This window comes from Brevibacillus sp. SIMBA_040 (assembly GCF_046535075.1).
Lineage (GTDB): Bacteria > Bacillota > Bacilli > Brevibacillales > Brevibacillaceae > Brevibacillus.
Window position 1 is genome coordinate 531,295 of sequence record NZ_JAWRXI010000001.1, and the last position, 17,859, is coordinate 549,153.

Here is a 17,859-nt window from a genome sequence, read left to right on the forward strand (position 1 = left end):
TTATGTGCACTTACTTTCGTTGGAGGATTCTCCCATGCCTAAGCTACAACTATTCCCTGTCTTGTTTGCCGGTTTAGTCGTCGGGCTGCTACTGCTCATAACCAGTCAGTTTCTTACCAGCATGAAACATCTTCGGGAACTGAATGATCAAGGTTCTACGACCGAAAAATTGCGCGTTGCTCTACTTCTCGAAGGTCCTAGCTACGACCAGGGCTGGAACAGCAGTGCGCTGGAAAGCATCACGGAAATGCAGAAACGATTCGGTTTCTCACTGGAAATTGCTAATCATATAAAGCCTGATCAGATTACAGTCGTCGCAGAAAAATTCGCTTCTAACGATTATGATCTGATTCTTGGCCATGGTGTCATTTTTTCCGAACCGTTCTCGTCAGTCGCTCTCAAGTATCCACATACTCACTTTGTTTCCTTTAATGGCAAAGCCCCTCATCAAAACCAGACCACGATTCGCTATGATATGAAACCAGCAGGTAGCCTGGTCGGTATGCTGGCAGCAAAAATGTCCAAAACAAACAAGGTGGGCTATATCCTCGTCGATAAACCACCCGAGATGGCCCAAGCAACGGGCTTTCGGGAGGGCGTCAAAAAGGCATCACCAAAAACGAAGGTAATCGTGGAAACTGTCCCTGATTTTAATGACAGCAAGAACGCGGTAACGGCCACTCAGCATATGATTGCCCAAGGAGTCGACGTCATCTACACTACAGGGGACAGTTTTAATCTGGAGGTCATTACGGAAGCGCAGCGTGCCAAGGTGTACACGATCGGGTATATTGCCGATCAACGATACATCGCTCCTGATTACGTTCTCGCCTCCTTGATCCAGGATGTTCGCCAATGCTATCGCATCATCTTGGAGCAGTATGTCGATAACAAGCTCCCGAGCGGGGAAGTCATCTACGGGCTTGCCGAAGGAGTCAACCGTCTCAGCCCATTCGGCCCCATGGTGCCTGACAGCATTCGTGAAGAAATTACACGCGAGGTAAAACAGCTTACCAAGCCTCACACTTCATATGGAGGATAATTGGCATGTCCGTGTTTAGCAATCTGGGATTCCAGAAGAAAATGATGCTTAGCTACCTCGTCATGATGCTTTTGATTGGCTGCATTACCACTTTATTCAGCTACCAAATGACGAAGGTTACTTCTGATGAAATGCATCTGACCCAAAAGGTGTTGCCGCAGACAAGCGCTCTTTTGGAGGTGAAAAATCAGATCTACACCAAGACGTACGCCCTGAAGACGTATACACTGACTCGGGATCAGTCTTATCTCGATCAGTACTATACTAATCTCATTGACAGCTCTCGCTTTGCTTCGATCGAACAAACGAAGGAAAACAGTGAATTGTTCTCCATTATTGAATCCATTTCCAAACTGGACTTTTTATTCTTGAACAAAATCAATCCGCTCTTGAAGGCGAATAACGTCCCAGCTGTCAGTTACGTCTTAACGCATGAGGTGCAGCCGCTGATGGATCAGCTGGAGCGCGACCTCTCTTTTTCACTGAATCAGCTCGAATACAAAACCAACAAGGAATTTCAGCATACCAATGACAGTATCGAGGTCTCCCTCATATTGACTTACACAGTCTCGGTCGCCTCGATCCTGTTTGGTCTGTTCTGCACGTTTTATTTTCGCAAGGAGCTGCTGCGCCCTATCGAATCGCTTATGCAGCAGGCACGAGTGGTATCAAAAGGTACCTTCGGGCAGCAAATCGTATATAACAATCAGGATGAATTTTCGGAGCTGGCTAAGGAGTTCAACAAAATGTCCAGCAGCATCGCCAGTCTGTTTGCCCAGGATGAGGAGCAGCGTCACATTTTGACGGAAGAAAGAAACGTCCGCGAGCAAATTTTAAACTCGCTTCCGATTGGTATCATCACGCGGCCTTATGCGTCGGGAGACATCAACGTCAATCAGTTGGCCAAACATCTCGTAAAGCTCGATGCGGACGGCTATCCGGTGTCAAAGGATTCGTTCGAAGCCGCATCCGGGACGGAAAATGCTCCCTGGTTCGTGAACCGCAAAATGACCCTGTTTAACCAGGACGACACACCGTTTATCGCTTTGGTTTCCTACATTCCTCTGCACAATCATCAGTATGGACAGGAAACCGGATGGATGGTCGCCTTTTTAGATATTACGGAACAAGAGCAGCTTCAGGAATATGTAAACCAGTCCGAAAAGCTGGCATTGGTCGGGCAGCTGGCAGCTGGAGCCGCTCACGAAATCCGCAATCCGCTGACTGTCATCTACGGCTTTATTCAACTCCTGAAGCAGCGCTTGTCTAGGGAGGAACGCGATCTCCACTACCTGCCTCTGATCCTGCAGGAAATAGAGCGGGTCAATCGAATCGTTACAGAGCTGTTGATGCTCTCCAAGCCTTCCCAGCCAGACTATCGGGAAGTGACACTGACCAGCGTTACCCAATCGATTTTGCCGTTGATGAATGGAGAAGCCATGCTTCACGGGATCGAAATCGTGGATCGCTGCAGCCCGGACATCCGGATTCATGTCGATGTCGAGCAGCTCAAGCAAATCCTGCTTAATTTGATGAAAAACAGTATTGAGTCCATGAAAGAAGGCGGCATTCTTGTCATCGAAAGCCACCTTGACGAAAAAGCTGTGCATATTCATGTTAGAGATACTGGAGAAGGAATCTCTCCTGAATATCTGGTTCGTATTTTCGACCCGTTCTTCTCTTTAAAGGAGGACGGAACCGGGCTTGGCTTGCCGATCTCCCGTCGTATGGTGGAAAACCATGGTGGCGAGATGAAGGTAAACAGCAAGATCGGAAAAGGAACAGAGATCATTATCACTTTGCCCATCCAACCGAATGTCGACTAACAATGGGTCGCAATCGCTGCCTGTTTATCCAGCCAAGCAAACATATTTCGTGTATAGGTCTCGATTTCTTCTCCCTTGAACAAGTGGCTGGCGCCTTCTGCCAGCCATATTTCATGTGGCTTTCCAGCCTGTGTAAGGGCACGCTCCAGTCTATAGGCGTGCTCGATCCCGACGTTCTCATCTGCCGTTCCGTGAATGATCAATACAGGACAAGCGATCTCATTCACTCGAAAAAGTGGCGTACGATAGCGATACGCTTCCTCCTGCTTGCGTGGATGACCGACGAGCCTGCGCAGCATCCGCCTCAGATCGACCCTTTCCTCGTAGGTTAAAAACATGTCACTTACCCCTGACCACACAACAGCGGACAGCAGCCCTTCGCACTCCATCGCGGCAAACAAAGCCATGACTCCTCCCCGGGAAAAGCCATAGACACTGATGCGCTGTCTGTCGATTCCTTTGACCTCACGCAGCGCCTCATAAGCAGCGAATACATCATGGCGATCGTCACCGCCAAACTCGTCACGTCCCTGACCTCCCTCGTTACCACGATAATGAGGAGCAAGAATGACATAGCCAAACGAAGCCATCTGGCTAATTCGCTCCGGCCTAACACGCCCTACACTCTTTATCCCGCCACGACAGTACAATAGCGCAGGCAGTGAGACTCCCTCCTGTAAAAAAGCTTCCGGAACTGCAAGTAGAGCGTACACAAGCAAATCCTGACTGTAATAGCTGACAGTATACAATTGAACTCCCGGCGTAACCGACTCCTCAGGGGTAACGGCGACAAATGAAGAAAGATCAAGCTGCATCGTTTTACGATTCCCCTCTCTCATGACTGCTTCTGGAAATGCTTTGAATCAATGCGTCCATGGGCGAAGACAGCCATTTCTTTTTGTGATAGATCAGTTGAACAAAAAACGGTGGCTTATCTGAATGAAAAGGCACGATTGCCAGCGAGCCGTCTTTTCGTTCCCTCTCTACAGCCATGGACGGCAACAGGGCTACCCCCATGCCGCACCAGACGCACTGCTTGATCGCTTCGGGATTGCTGAATTGGCAAGCAATCCTTTGAGGAACCCCAGCTTCATTCAGCGCTTCCAACAGCATTCCACGGTACGTGCAGCCCTCTTCCGTCAGCACCAACGCTTCCCCTGCCAGATCAGCGGTCGTAATGCTGACAGATGTAGCAAGGCGATGCTCATGAGGCATGATGACAACCAGCTCTTCCTGACGAACAGCATGTGTGACAAGCTCCACATCGGTATTCTGCCGATCAAAAATTAGGCCGATGTCCAAATAACCGTCTTTGATCTGTCTAACCAATTCCACTTCACTCGCTGTATGCAAAAGTAACTCGATATCCGGGAATTTTTTCCGAAAATCTTGTAAATACCGTGGCAAAAAGTACGCCGCCAGTGTATCGATCGTTCCAATCCGGATCGGACCACGTGCTTGATTGCTGACTACCTCTTTAGACTCCCCATAGAGCCGTGTCAATTCTCGTGCATAAGGCAGTAATGCTTCCCCTGACTGCGTCAGCCTCAGCCCTCTTCCATATCGTTCAAAGAGCGGCGCACCATATGACTGCTCCAGCTTTTGCATCTGAGCGGTCACCGTTGGCTGTGCGTAGCCGAGCTCTTCAGCAGCGCGAGTAAAGCTGCCCCATCTGGCTACTTCACAAAAGGTATGCAAGTAAAGCAGCTCCATGACTCAGTGACCTCCCATAGAAATATGTAATGTCATTCATCAAATAGTATAGATAACTGTGATGATAAATACCATGCTATGCTAACCCCATCAAACAATTGAGGAGGATGCTTCATGTCATTGGTACTCTTTACCCCTGCCGCTCCTGCAGAAAATGCCCGCTTCCATTTTCTCTCCAAGCTCTCTGTAGAAACGGATGTATCCGACGTATGGAACGACCTGCAAAACGGCATCACTGATTTTCAAATCGTCGATGCTCGCAGTGAAAACGCGTATAACGATGGTCATATCCCGGGCGCACTTCATCTCTATCATCCACACATCTCAGAAGAGTCGACCGCTACTCTGGATCGTTCCAAGCTGATCGTCGTCTACTGCTGGAGTCCTGCCTGCAATGGAGCTGCCAAAGCGGCAGCCAAGCTGACTGCTCTCGGCTTTCGTGTCAAGGAGATGCTGGGCGGCATCGAATATTGGATTCGGGAAGGAAATCCAATCGAACGAAGCATCGAATAGCCAAAAAAACACAAAAAGGACGGGGTAGAATCCCGTCCTTCTTAGTATCCCAAGGCTTAGTAGCCACGTTTTGCGTTCTTTTTATTGATAGTCGCAAGATTTTCTTCGCTATGCTTCATCCATTTTTTCAGTTTATCCTCGAAAGAAGCTCCGTTTTCCCGTCTTGCATTTCCTCCACGGTCGCCTCCACGATATCCACCGCCACGACGCTCTTCACGTTCCGGACGCTCAGGCGCAGGGAGTGCGGCGCGAACCGAAAGCGAGATTTTTCCTGCATCATCAATGGAGAGTACTTTAACCTTTACTTGTGCTCCCACGGTAAAGTGATCATTGATATCCTTTACAAAACCGTTTGCTACTTGGGAAATGTGGACCAGCCCCTGCTCGGTTTCGCTGACTGCTACGAACATCCCAAACGGTTTAATCGCTGTCACCTTTCCTTCGATGATGCTTCCCACTTGTACTGCCATCCAGTTTGCACTCCTTTTATCATTTCCGAAAAATGGTGAGAGTCCAACCATACCCTCATTTCTCTAGTATAGCAGAGAAATTCAAATACTGAAAAGCCTATTCTTTCTAGGTAGTGTAATCGGACTGCCTGCAAGACAGCTCATACGCGTCAGCAGCCATGATGATCTCCTCATCGGTAGGTATTACCATCACCTTTACCATAGAGTATGGAGTGCTGATAAATGCCTCTCCCTTGCAGTTGCGATTAGCATCCCGGTCGAGAATCACCCCAGCAAATTCCAGTCCTGTGCACACCATTTCGCGCACAACAGCATTATTTTCTCCTACACCTGCTGTAAAAATAATTCCATCCACGCCATTTAATCTCGCAAGATACAATCCGATGTGCTTATGAATGATAGTCGTATACAGCTCCAGGGCTAGCTGGCTTTGTTGATGCCCTTCCTCTGCCTTCGCCATCACTTCACGCAAATCATTGGAGACGCCGGAAATGCCCATCAGTCCACTCTTATTGTTCAGGATTTGAATAGCGCCAGCCGTGTCTGTCTGCTCGATCTCTTCAATATAGGGAATAATTCCCGGGTCGATGTTGCCGCTGCGTGTCCCCATAACCAGGCCAGCAAGTGGTGTCATTCCCATTGAAGTATCAAACGATTCTCCGTATTTGATCGCTGTGATACTGACCCCGTTTCCAATGTGGCAGCTGATTAGCCGCAGCTGTTCCTTTGGCCGTTCCAACAGCTCTCCTGCCCGCCCCATCACATAGCGATGTGAGGTTCCGTGGAAGCCGTATTTTCGAATTCCATATTTTTCATAGTATTCATAAGGCAAAGCATACAGGAAGGAGGATGGTGGCATCGTCTGATGGAAGGCCGTATCAAAAACAGCCACGTTCATCACATCCGGTAAAATGCTTTGCGCGATCTCGATTCCTATTAAATTAATGGGATTGTGAAGCGGAGCATACCGCGACAGCTCACGAATTTTCGCTTTCACATTGTCGTCTACACTCACAGATTTTTTGAACGTCTCTCCCCCATGAACCACGCGGTGTGCTACTAGATGGATAGAAAAGTCTTTTAGCGAAGCGAAAATGCTTCGAATCGCAGCCTCGTATTGATCACGCTCGATCTGCTGTAAATAACCCTGGGCCAAAATTTGTTTTGCCGGCATCTCGTACAGCTTGTATTTGACCGAGGAACTGCCGCAGTTTAGGACAAGAACGTTTTGTTTTGCTATCACGCTGTAATCCACTCCCTACTCTTCCACCAACGTTTCTTCTCACCTAAATGGTTGAGACACTCCCAGTTTATTACACTATCGTTTGCGTGAAAACATGTAAATGAGAGTAATTATCAACAACATAGTGACAGAACCAGATGCATCTAGTAAAACGTCCGCGACCAGACCTGCCCGATCAGGGGAAAAGGTCTGATGCCACTCGTCCAGCGCTGCCGTCATCACGCTCGCAAAAGCGCTCCAGGGCATGGCGACTGCAAAGCTCATATGATGAGAAAAGACGCGGAACCAGCTAAAGGCCAGAAGAGCAAATACAGAAAAATGGGTTCCTTTTCGCAAAAAGAATTCGATGAACCCGGCAGTGCCTTTTTCTCCGACACTGATTTCCTTGCCGCCATATGGTATGGAAACATCCCCAATTCGCTCTCCCCATTTTTCCTCATCTACCACTTTGGAAATCGTTCCCCGCAAATCCTGCTGATAATACGGTTGGGACGAAGAAATAAACAATCCGATCAGGATCGCCGCCAGCAGCAAATAATCAAACACCCTCACATATCGGCGCACGCTTGATCTCCTCCATGTCTGTGTCTCTTCTCCTATCTTACATGAGGAAGAAAAAAACACCAATCATTAGCGATTGGCGTCTTTTGTCGTAGCAGACAAGGGCAGAAAATCTTCCCTTGCAAGCTCATTTTTGCTTTTGGCTGTGTGTTCCCCTACACCGGTGCGTTGCTCACGTCGCAACTGCTTTAACTGGCGTTTTCGCAGCTTTGCATCTTTGCGGCGAACTCGTTCGTTCTCCCACCAGACATGGATTCGGAGAAGTAGGTTCGCAAGCGAAATTTCTCCCTGCGTCGCTTGCTTCCATTCGGCTGCATGCTGCATACCGGGAATCAAAACCATCGCAGCAAATACGGTATACAAGGAACCGAACAGGAGCGGACCTGCAAACGAGGCAAACGAATCGATCCCGCTGGGCCATCCCGCTGCTAAAGGCAAGCTAGCAATGGCGACAGCTACTGGTACGCTAAGCTGGTTCGTGCAAGCACGGCTAGAGCCTGTCTGTACCCCGTTCCAAATGCTTTCCTGTTCTGCTTTTGCCTGATGCAGCTCATCGAGATGAACCAGTGCTTGCTGCAGCATGACAGCCAGCGCAGCTTCGATGCCGTAAAAAGCCATTACGTTCATCGGGCGGTCCGTCAAGAGCAGTCCCAGAAGGACACTACCTGATAATGCTGGCAGCAGGATGAGAGCAAATAATCCGTCACGTGTTCTGCGCTGCAGAATCAGACTCGCTAAGAGTACCACAGCACTAAGCCCAACTATCACGAGTAGCCTGCCGCTCCAGTCTTTCTTGTCTGATTGTTCTTCCTCCAGTTTTTTCAGCTCATCAGCATTTACTACGGTATAGCCATCTGGAATCGTTACCGTTTTTTGCATGTTCAGTGGAATCGTATACGCCATAACGTCGATCCAGCCCGGATTGGAAACCGCACTACTCACCTTGAATACATACAAACCGTCTTTTCGATCGTAGACCATCGCTTCTTTGGCGATTGACCAATCTACCAAATCAGCCAAGCGGACTGTTCCCTGCGGGGTGCGAATCAAAATATTTTTCACCTGATCGGGATGATCCATCCACTTGCTTGGGAAATGAACGTTAACAGCCACATTTCGATTGTTCCATTGGACTGTACCTGCAGATTGATCTCCCAAATAACTCTCCAGCTGACGTTTGATTTCGTTTTCTGTCACACGATACCGTGCCAGCATGTCTTGTTTTGGGCGTATATCAATATAGGCTCCGGTCTGGGCACCGCCAATTCGCTCATCCGTGATAATTGGCCGGCCTTCTTTATCACTAAAGCTCAATTTTTGAAGATAAACAAGAATCGTATTGGCAATCTCTCTCGTCGTTTCCAGGGAAGGACCCTTCACTGTAAATTCAAGTCGAGACTTTGCATTTTCACTCACAACCAGTGCGTACGGGTCGGTACCCGGAATGCCACGCAGCTGCTTGTCCAATTCTTTTTCAAAATCAGTCATGCTTCTCGTCCAGTCATACTTATCTTCCAGCTGCAGGTGAAACGTTAGCTGTTCACGCGAAGCTACTGTGTACAAATCATGTACTTCCGCAATTCCGCGCAACCGCTCTTCCGCGACCTGTGCAGCGCGAATGGCATCGTCTACGCTGCTCTCCTGAACCATCGGCAAGGTTAGCGTCTTTTTGTCCAAATCCATTTTTCCGTATGAATCAGCTGGGACAAAGGAATGAAGCAGCACGACGATGACGAGGGAAGAAACAAGTGTGATCCCATAAGGCAGATAACCCTGTTTGACGAGACGCTCCCAGCGCATGATGAAATAAGCTTTCGTTTTTGTGGCTGGGCGTGATTCTCTCGTTTTGCTGTTGGCGTCCTCTGTCAGCCATGTCCCCGCCAGCGTCGGGACTATAAAGCCATAGACGAGAAGGAGTGCAGCTGTACCCAGCAGCATGACAGGCCAAGCATCGTAGAGCGTGACTCTGTCTCGTGCTTCCAGAAAATCAGTCATCATGAGAGATGACCAAACTGCTCCCAAGACGATAATCGTCAAAAGGGACAGCTTCATCAGCTTCCAAGCTTCTCGCAGATTGGAGGTCAACGAATATGCCTCAAGCTTTTGCAAGCGATGAAACAGTGCGGAACCAGCACCCGTATATAACAAAGAGAAAATAAGCAGCGGTCCCATAGAAGTAAAGGTCAGTGGCAATCCGCTAAGCCACATCCCCCCAAGCACAGTACCGACCCCTAGGACATTCGCCAGCAGTGATAGCACAGACATGCTCGCACGGCGATGAGACAGATAGAGAAAGCAGGCACTAAAGCAGGCGGCGAGCACAGCGATCAATGCGAGTTGACCAATCGCTCCCGAAACAGGCTGCGCATCGTCTGTGGCGATATCGATTGCGTACTTTCCCGCAGCATTTGCATTCATTTCATCGATGGCTTTGGTGACCTCGGCACGAATCGCAGGAATTTGACCGACGTCAACTGCGTACACCGAAACCCCGATCGCAGGGGAACCGCGATAGACGCTTACCTCTTCCCCTTTGCTGCCACGTAAATCACGTATATCAACCAACGTTTTTAACGGAACGTAGCCTTTGTCAGTGGAGATGAGCTGTTTTCCCAGCCCCTGTGGCCCCTCTGATTGACTCGTCCATTGAAAAGTGGCACGATCCTGATTCTTGCCTACACTCCCGATACTCTCCGCAATCACGTCACCCGGCAATTGTCCCACGACATCTGCAGGGGTCAGCCCGTAGGCGAGCAGCATGGACGGTCGAAACACAAGATCCACCTGCTGTAAAACAGCCCTATTATCCACTTCTACGCGCGCAACTCCGGGCGTGCTGATCAGTTTTTCATATAAGGTATAACGTGCAATATCTGAAAGCGTAACGAGATCAGCCCCGTGCACAAGAAGATACCCGATCCGACTGTCTGCCAGATTATCCTGGCTAATACTCCATTCCTTCACAGGAAGCTGCTTCGTGACTTCCTCCAGCTTCTTTTCCAAGCGCTCCTTGTAGTCAGAGCCAATGCTTTCTGTCGTCTCTACGGTAACGGTTCCTGAGCCAGCACGAGAGGAAGTCTCGATTGTGAGTGCACTGCCTAATGCACGCACAGCCTCCTCTACGGGGCGTGTGACCGTCTCGTCCACCTTGTCTGAAGACAGCCCGGGAGCCGTCATGCTGATCGTATAGACCGGAACAAATCGATCAGGGAAAGTCTTCATGTCCATCCGCAGGGCTGCCCCGATAGCCAGGAGGCAGCAGATCACAGCGAGAACCCTGGAAAGTGAAGGGAGAATCGATAAAAAGGTTTTGTTATTCATTCGAGACCTGCACCGCCTCGCCATCCACTACGTAGGAAAGTCCTGAGCCCACAATCTGGTCGCCAGCTGTAAGTCCCTCCAGCACCTCATAGTAGGTCCCGTACATTCCCCCAACCTTTACCGGGGTCTTTTCTACTGTATTTCCCTTGATTTTCATCACAAAATATTCTTCTTCCGCAATTCCGATACTGCTAACAGGTACGACCACTACATGATTGGCATCAAGCTCATACTGGCACGTAACAGTCATGCCACCCTTCCAGTTCACATCGCTCCCGGTTACAGTCACTTCTACCGGATACGAGCCCAATCCCTGGTCCATAACTGGCGAGACGAACGTCACCTTGCCTTCTGCCTCGCTACCGTCGGCTGCTTTAACCTTGATCGTAGCCCCTTGCTGCCAGTTGCCTATTTGCTCACTTTCCACTTGCAGCTTAACCAGCCAGGAGGACGTATCGACCAGTCGGATTACTTCGCTTCCAGCCCCTGTTTGCTCCGATTCTGACTTGGTAATCGCTGCAACCACTCCGGAAAATGGCGCCTTGAGAATCGCATCTTCGGCATCCTGCTTCGCCCGGCTTAACTGCACGGTGGCTTGCTGTACATCGGCGTTGGCTTGTTCGATGTCCAGTCGATCAGCACCTTGCTTCAGCTTGCCCAAAGCTACCTCTTCCTCTTCCAACGTAAGCTTTGCCTGACGCTCTGCGAGAGCGAGCCTGTCCAATTCGTCCTTGGCAATCGCTCCACCTTCGAATAGAACCTTTGCCTGTGCATGCTCCCGTTCTGCCTTTTGTGCCGTTTCTTTCGCTTTTTCTATCTGTAGCTGTTGTGTTTGAATGACATGGCTTTCTGGACCTTGAATCGCTTTGCTCCGGCGAATATTCGCACTTGCGACCTGCCCCTGCGCTGCATGAATGCCTTGCTGCAAAGCTGATTCGTCCAGAGTAGCCAGTGTTTGCCCAGCCTTGACTACCCCACCCTTTTGCACAAGGATGCTAGCAATCTTGCCTGAAGCGCCAAAGGACAGAGCCAGCTCCTGACGCGGCGTCACAATCCCTGCGACCTCCAGCGTCTTAGCCTCCGCATTTTCTTCGACCGTGTAGGCATTGACTGTTTTCAGCTTGATAACAGTCTCTTCATCTATCTTTTTTAGCTGGGCTACACTTTCCTCCAGCTTTTCGCACCCAGTAAGCAGCACAGCCACGACGACGAGACTGATCCATTTTTTCATACATACCACCTCAGCAACCCCACATTTTGCGCCAAAAACTTTTTCTATTTGGAAGAATAATAACTGGCAAAATATATTTTACAGAAAAAAGGAACTAGTTGTATCACTTTTCTGTCATTTTTTATATTTTTTTATTATTGAGCTTAGCCTAAAAAATATTCAGTCGATTCGTCTCTTTTTTGTAACTCACATGATGTATGATGGAATTGTGAAAACGTTCAAGCAGCTCTAAGCTTGCTTGTTAGCGCTTTCAAGTATTTCGGTTCGTCATTTTTTCATGGTGGGAGTGATCGTCATGGCAAAAATTTACACATCCTATGCTGATATCGTGGCTGATATCCACGATAATGCTACCTTGCTCGTGGGCGGATTTGGCCTGGTAGGAATTCCAGAAAATTTGATCATCGCCCTGCGCGATAAGGGCGTAAACAATCTTACAGTCGTCTCCAACAACTGCGGCGTCGATGATTGGGGTCTTGGTCTGTTGCTGCGGGAAAAACAAATCAAAAAAATGGTTTCTTCCTATGTTGGGGAAAACAAGGAGTTCGAGCGACAATTCCTCTCCGGCGAGCTTGAGGTCGAGCTGACTCCGCAAGGTACACTGGCTGAGCGTGTGCGTGCTGGCGGTGCTGGCATTCCGGCTTTTTATACTCCTGCTGGCGTCGGCACTCCGATCGCGGAAGGTCGCGAGGTACGTGATTTCAACGGCAAGGAATATTTGCTGGAGCACGCCATTACGGGTGATTTTGCTCTCATCAAGGCATGGAAGGCAGATAAAATGGGCAACCTCGTCTTCCGGAAAACGGCACAAAACTTCAATCCGATGATGGCGGCAGCCGGAAAAATCACGATTGTGGAAGTCGAGGAAATCGTGGAAATCGGCGAGCTGGATCCGGAGCATATCCATACACCGAGTGTATATGTCCAGCGTGTCATCCAGGCTCCATCGTTCGAAAAACGGATCGAGCGTCGTACGGTCCGCTCCTGAGCGACCGCGTTTTAGCATCAAGTTTTCATGCGCTCCGGAATTCATAAGCGTCTCGCTTATAAATTCCTACACGTTATACTTGCATTTCAAAGGAGGAAACAGATATGTCGCTGACACGTGAACAAATCGCTACCCGTGCTGCTCAGGAAGTCGAGGATGGCTTTTACGTGAACCTGGGGATCGGGATGCCCACTCTTGTAGCCAACTACATCCCGGAAGGAAAAACGGTCGTGCTGCAATCAGAGAACGGTCTTTTAGGAATTGGTCCGTATCCGACTGAGGATGCTCTGGACGCTGATCTGATCAATGCTGGTAAAGAAACCGTCACCGCAATTCCAGGTGCAGCTTATTTCTCCAGTGCTGAGTCGTTTGCCATGATTCGTGGCGGTCATATTGACCTCGCGATTTTAGGGGCAATGGAAGTATCTGCACAGGGCGATCTAGCAAACTGGATGATTCCTGGAAAAATGGTAAAAGGTATGGGCGGTGCGATGGATCTGGTACACGGTGCCAAAAAAATCGTTGTCATCATGGACCACGTCAACAAACATGGCGAAACCAAAATCCTGAACGAATGCGCCCTCCCGCTGACAGGGAAAAAGGTCGTGAATCGCATTATCACAGACCGCGCTGTTCTGGATGTAACACCTGAAGGTCTCGTGCTTGTAGAAGTTGCAGAAGGCTATACGGCAGAGGACATTCAAGCGTGCACACAGCCTAAGCTGATTGTATCTCCCGATTTGAAAACAATTGGACTCTAATACAAAAAAAACGATCTCATCCCTTGTGTGGTGAGGTCGCTTTTTTGTAGTCTTCGTCAAAATGATTACTGTTTCTTTGGCGGATCGAACGTGTGCACAAGATTCCAGTGCTTGCCTCCATCGGAGGTCGCGTACATCAAGCTTGGCTTTTCATGATCGGTTACGAACCACCATCCATGCTTTGCATCCGCAAAGGCAAGCAGCTCCTCCCCGTAGCCCTCCAGAGATATCGTCCCTTTGCCGAGCGTCTTCCCACCATCCAGTGTCCATCCGATTGTATTTGGCTTGTCGCAGGCCATACATTGGGCCCCCATAAACGCCTCCTTGGAATTGATTACATACAGTGGGCCTGGGCTAGATCCGCCTATATCCGGTCCATTTTTGTAATCCATCGGAAACCCTGGGGCTGGTCCTGCGCCGGCAGTCGATTTGGCGATGACGGTCTGCCACGACTTCCCGCCATCAGCAGTATGAAACAGAGAATAGGACGTTTGAGTCATTCCCGTGTCTCCAATGCATTCGATCCAGGCATCTTGGGGTCCTGCCGAGCGAATCAGAACGCCATTAACAGGAGAGACTGTCTTTTTCGACATGACCACACTCCACGATTTCCCTCCATCTATTGTTCGTTGCACTTGAAAAGCGTCCTGTCCCTTTGTCACTGCCCACCCTACTGACCGATCATGAAAATAAGGCTCTCCGACCGTGCCCGGCGGAACCGGTAGTTTCGTCCATGTCTTTCCGCCGTTCGTCGTTGACCATCTACCACTGAAGGCCTCCTGCCCGGAGATGAAGTGGAGAAAATCTTGATTCGGCATCTCGCCAACGACGGACCAATTTTGGCCTTCATCTTCTGTGCGAATCAGGGAAAGCGCACTTTGCACTTCAGCACTCTTGGCAACGACGGCCCATGCCTGGCGGTTATTCAATGCAAATAATTGTTTGACGATTCCTTTTGGTTGGTATTGGACCTTCCAGCGGTTGCCTCCGTCATCTGTTTTCGCGATCCATCCGTCACCGCCGATCCATCCTGACTGAAAGTCCGCTATGCGCACAGCGGTTACTTTGCCGAGAGAGACCTTTTCCTGTGCTTGGTCCTGTGGAGAGCTTGCGGAGCTCGGAGGCGTTGTCGTGGCAGTCTGTTGCCTGTTCGCACCATCTTCATGACTGGCGCTTTGCTCTTCCTGCTTCGTCGGTTGTTTCTCACTATCTCCTGTTTGCTGACATCCTGTCAAAATGCTAATGCTCAATCCAAGGACGACAAAGATCCGGCCAATTGTTTTTTTCTTCATAACGCTCCCATCCTTTCTGTGTTGCGAATTTCCTGACATTGGAGGAAGATTCATACCTAATAGACGACAGGTGCTTCGAATTATTACACTTTTTATCAGAGCTAATACGAGTCGTCGGTATCGTGGGATTTAAAATTTGATATAAATATTTGTAAATCAGCTATTTATTGCCTTGGATATATGATAGTCTGCCCTTATTCTCTCAATCTGTATGTATCCACATTGGCAGCCTCTCAAGAAAGGAGCCATTCTCTCCATGTTCGCAGAGCACGCAGAAACCCTTCGTCTCATCGCCACCAATTTGAACCGGGAAAAGATTGAATGGTCACTTGGCGGTTCCGCTATGTTGACCCTTTACGGTTTATGCCCACATGCAAACGACCTGGATATTCTCGTCACTGCCCAGGATGCCGAGCGAGCTCACGAAATAGTGAAGCTGCTAGGAACCTACAGCGATAAGGCTTCCAAGGAACCATTTTGCACGGTCTACTTTACGCACTACAGGTTTGCGAGTACAACTGTCGACATGCTTGGCTTATTCGGCATCCATCATGAGGAGGGAACATACTGGCTGAATTGGCGTCGAGAGAAGAAGGACAGGATAGTCCGTTTATCAGGTGACATTGAGATCCCCCTCGCTTCGCTCGAGGATTGGTATTTGCTGTATAGCCTCATACCAGGGAAAATGGAGAGAGCGGACGAGATCGAGAAATATTGGAAGAAATCCACCGGACCTGATCCGGATCGACTGCGACAGGTGCTTGAACGTCAACTGCCAGGCTTCCTGCGCAAGCGTGTCTCCCAGTTGATTGAGGGAGCGGGCAATGCGGCAGAAATGTCCTCTTCGTAGTGTTGTTAACAATCAGTAGTCTAATTTGTATAATACAAGTAGCACATTCTCAAACAGCCCCGCACAAAATTTCCCATTATTTGAGAGGAAGATAAAGTATGTCTGGTACAGTTGGCTGTCTCCTAATCCATGGCTTTGCCGGAGACATCAATGACATTCTCCCACTTGCCAAAGAGCTGCGTGAAGAAGGATATCAAGTAGAGTGCCCGACACTCGAGGGCCACGGAACAACGCGGCGACTAATGGCCAAAAGCACCCGTCACGAATGGATAAATTCGGCAAAGGAAGCCTACAAACGCCTTTCCATGCGTGTAGATTCGATTGTCGTGATCGGCTTTTCCATGGGTGGACTGCTCGCCTTTCACCTGGCTACATCGTTCCCGGTGAAGCTGCTCATTACGATTAATACGCCTTATAAATATTGGGATGTAAAAGAAGCCCTCCACTATCTGCGTGAGGACTTCCCTACTCATTCCCGTCGCTACATATACAGCATCGGCAGAATCCCGTTTAGCAGCATGCTGCAATTTCGCAGGCTCCTGTCCGAAACAAAGCCGCTTCTGCCGAAAATCAGGACTCCCTATGTGCTTTTGCAAGCCAAGCACGACGATACGGTGCATGCGGTGAGTGCCGAGATCATAGCGAATCACGTTGACAAGACTGCTGCTCCGCAAATCAGCTGGTATGAGCATTCCAACCATTATCTTCTGCACGGGCCAGAAAAGGAACAGGCAATTGCTCATGTCATGGCGACAATCAAGGAGCACTGCTCATTTTGACCCACCTTTTTTCCCCTGCCCAAGCGAATGCGATGGCAAGCAAGGCGATTGCGATAATAATGTACATCACATCCAGTCCCACGCTGCCATCCATCCAAAAGGCAGCAAGCGGTCCGAGCGCTGCCCCGATATCCGTTATAACCGAGTAGGCAGTCATCAATGCCGTACTGTTCGTCTGCTTTGCTGCTTCATCCGCTGCGAGCGTATCTACGACGGTGGTGACAATCGTTGCGGTCACCTGTATCCCCAGCAGGATTGCAAACCATATGGCAACCATCACCGAAGCCTGCAGCAGCCCAAACAGAATGGAACCGGCAATGAGCGTCCAAATAAACAATTTCTTTCTGCCATAATGATCGGACAGCTTGCCGAACAACGGAGCTGCCCATGGCTCCCAGCTCCAGCGAAGCCCTTGGACCAGGCTGGCCAAAACAGCTGCACCAAGCATGACTCCACCTACTGCAATGAACGGATGACGAAGCTCAATCAGCCTGCTCAAAGTGGATGCAAACATACCTTGATACACCATCGTTACAACCAGTGCTGTCACGAGTGTCGCCAGCACTCTTTTTTGTTTCCACAAGCTCCGCTCTTCTAACCTCTGAACGGCTTGAGTGGATTGATTGGTAAAGATCGGTCGAACGTACAGAAACAAAAGAATGAGAGCAAACAGCGAAAGCGTGGCGAGCACTGCTGCTGCAAAAAACATACCGTAGACAGATGCAAGCAATGCCCCTCCAAGCATTCCACCCAAGCTGCCCAGTCTGTACAATCCATTGTACAAGCCCATGAACTGCCCGCGATTATGCTCTTCTGCGACCGTCACAATCAAGGAGTATGCCCCCAGCCGTAAAAAAGTCCAGGCCACTCCCCACAGACAGCGTGCGATGAACCATAGCCAAAAGCCTTGAAAGCCGTAAGCAAAAGTCGTTACAAATGCCAGACCGACTGCCAAAAACAAGCCTGTACGCCCGCCAGTTCGCTCATACCATTTGCCGACGAGCGGCCCTAGCGGCACTCGAACCAAGCGATTAACAGACAATAATACCCCTACCTCCCATAAGGAAGAAAGCCCCGCCTCCTCCCAGTAAATCGGAAGCACCACATACAGCATCGAATCCCCCAGCATACATAGTGCTGTGACCAGCGCTACGGCAATAACCTGTGTCTTTCCGCTGACTTCTCTCATGATCTGCTCCTTTTCTCTCTCTCGCTTCTATGCTATACAGTACATAGAACCATTCATACGATCCAATACATCTTTCTACA

Annotated in this window: 16 protein-coding genes; 7 read left to right on the forward strand and 9 right to left on the reverse strand. The window is 49.4% G+C overall.

Translation table 11 applies throughout. The annotated features are described in order from the left end of the window. Nucleotides 1–34 precede the first annotated feature (34 nt). Nucleotides 35–1,042 carry a BMP family ABC transporter substrate-binding protein gene (locus SB752_RS02655; RefSeq protein WP_410714183.1) on the forward strand — a complete coding sequence of 336 codons (1,008 nt, stop codon included), beginning with the start codon at nucleotides 35–37 and terminating at the stop codon, nucleotides 1,040–1,042. A gap of 5 nt (nucleotides 1,043–1,047) precedes the next feature. Continuing rightward, nucleotides 1,048–2,868 carry a sensor histidine kinase gene (locus SB752_RS02660; RefSeq protein ID WP_410714184.1) on the forward strand — a complete coding sequence of 607 codons (1,821 nt, stop codon included), beginning with the start codon at nucleotides 1,048–1,050 and terminating at the stop codon, nucleotides 2,866–2,868. Here the strand turns inward: SB752_RS02660 and SB752_RS02665 are convergent. Together SB752_RS02665 and SB752_RS02670 are read right to left on the reverse strand one after the other, a co-directional pair. Further along, nucleotides 2,865–3,683 carry an alpha/beta hydrolase family protein gene (locus SB752_RS02665; RefSeq protein ID WP_410714185.1) on the reverse strand — a complete coding sequence of 273 codons (819 nt, stop codon included), beginning with the start codon at nucleotides 3,681–3,683 and terminating at the stop codon, nucleotides 2,865–2,867. The genes SB752_RS02660 and SB752_RS02665 overlap by 4 nt on opposite strands. A 4-nt stretch (nucleotides 3,684–3,687) precedes the next feature. Beyond that, the gene (locus SB752_RS02670) at nucleotides 3,688–4,581 is read right to left on the reverse strand and encodes a LysR family transcriptional regulator (RefSeq protein ID WP_410714186.1); all 894 of its coding nucleotides are present in this window, start codon (nucleotides 4,579–4,581) and stop codon (nucleotides 3,688–3,690) included. 114 nt (nucleotides 4,582–4,695) lie between these two features. On the opposite strand from SB752_RS02670, the gene SB752_RS02675 reads away from it, so the two are divergent. Continuing rightward, nucleotides 4,696–5,094, forward strand: coding sequence for a rhodanese-like domain-containing protein (locus SB752_RS02675; RefSeq protein WP_410714187.1), 399 nt, complete (start codon nucleotides 4,696–4,698; stop codon nucleotides 5,092–5,094). A gap of 56 nt (nucleotides 5,095–5,150) precedes the next feature. Here the strand turns inward: SB752_RS02675 and SB752_RS02680 are convergent, their stop codons facing one another. The 5 genes from SB752_RS02680 to SB752_RS02700 all read right to left on the reverse strand — a co-directional run bounded on the left by SB752_RS02680 (nucleotide 5,151) and on the right by SB752_RS02700 (nucleotide 11,920). Continuing rightward, nucleotides 5,151–5,564, reverse strand: a complete 414-nt coding sequence (locus tag SB752_RS02680; protein ID WP_410714188.1) for a S1 RNA-binding domain-containing protein — start codon at nucleotides 5,562–5,564, stop codon at nucleotides 5,151–5,153. 106 nt (nucleotides 5,565–5,670) lie between these two features. Further along, the gene (locus SB752_RS02685) at nucleotides 5,671–6,807 is read right to left on the reverse strand and encodes an acetate/propionate family kinase (RefSeq protein WP_410714189.1); all 1,137 of its coding nucleotides are present in this window, start codon (nucleotides 6,805–6,807) and stop codon (nucleotides 5,671–5,673) included. A gap of 75 nt (nucleotides 6,808–6,882) precedes the next feature. Then, a complete protein-coding gene (locus tag SB752_RS02690; RefSeq protein ID WP_410714190.1) occupies nucleotides 6,883–7,371 on the reverse strand; it encodes a VanZ family protein in 489 nt (162 codons plus the stop codon). Between the two features lie 66 nt (nucleotides 7,372–7,437). Continuing rightward, nucleotides 7,438–10,689 carry an efflux RND transporter permease subunit gene (locus SB752_RS02695; protein WP_410714191.1) on the reverse strand — a complete coding sequence of 1,084 codons (3,252 nt, stop codon included), beginning with the start codon at nucleotides 10,687–10,689 and terminating at the stop codon, nucleotides 7,438–7,440. After that, nucleotides 10,682–11,920 (reverse strand): efflux RND transporter periplasmic adaptor subunit, encoded by a 1,239-nt coding sequence (locus tag SB752_RS02700; protein WP_410714192.1) that lies wholly within the window; start codon nucleotides 11,918–11,920, stop codon nucleotides 10,682–10,684. Before SB752_RS02700 ends, SB752_RS02695 begins: the two co-directional genes overlap by 8 nt. 295 nt (nucleotides 11,921–12,215) lie before the next feature. Here SB752_RS02700 and SB752_RS02705 point away from each other — a divergent pair, with 295 nt between their 5' ends. Together SB752_RS02705 and SB752_RS02710 are read left to right on the forward strand one after the other, a co-directional pair. Beyond that, a complete protein-coding gene (locus SB752_RS02705; RefSeq protein ID WP_410714193.1) occupies nucleotides 12,216–12,908 on the forward strand; it encodes a CoA transferase subunit A in 693 nt (230 codons plus the stop codon). Nucleotides 12,909–13,012: 104 nt separating this feature from the next. Further along, nucleotides 13,013–13,669: a CoA transferase subunit B gene (locus tag SB752_RS02710; RefSeq protein ID WP_410714194.1), complete on the forward strand. Its 657-nt coding sequence runs from the start codon at nucleotides 13,013–13,015 to the stop codon at nucleotides 13,667–13,669. Between the two features lie 65 nt (nucleotides 13,670–13,734). Here SB752_RS02710 and SB752_RS02715 read toward each other — a convergent pair whose 3' ends face one another. Further along, entirely contained in the window at nucleotides 13,735–14,961 is a 1,227-nt protein-coding gene (locus SB752_RS02715; RefSeq protein ID WP_410714195.1) for a WD40/YVTN/BNR-like repeat-containing protein, read from the reverse strand. Nucleotides 14,962–15,217: 256 nt separating this feature from the next. Here SB752_RS02715 and SB752_RS02720 point away from each other — a divergent pair, with 256 nt between their 5' ends. Together SB752_RS02720 and SB752_RS02725 are read left to right on the forward strand one after the other, a co-directional pair. Next, nucleotides 15,218–15,811: a nucleotidyltransferase family protein gene (locus SB752_RS02720; RefSeq protein ID WP_410714196.1), complete on the forward strand. Its 594-nt coding sequence runs from the start codon at nucleotides 15,218–15,220 to the stop codon at nucleotides 15,809–15,811. A 98-nt stretch (nucleotides 15,812–15,909) separates the two neighbouring features. Continuing rightward, on the forward strand, nucleotides 15,910–16,590 hold the full coding sequence (locus tag SB752_RS02725; protein WP_410714197.1) for an alpha/beta hydrolase: 681 nt from the start codon (nucleotides 15,910–15,912) through the stop codon (nucleotides 16,588–16,590). Here SB752_RS02725 and SB752_RS02730 read toward each other — a convergent pair. After that, nucleotides 16,568–17,779, reverse strand: coding sequence for an MFS transporter (locus tag SB752_RS02730; RefSeq protein ID WP_410714198.1), 1,212 nt, complete (start codon nucleotides 17,777–17,779; stop codon nucleotides 16,568–16,570). The two genes, SB752_RS02725 and SB752_RS02730, sit on opposite strands and share 23 nt — an antisense overlap. Nucleotides 17,780–17,859 lie beyond the last annotated feature (80 nt).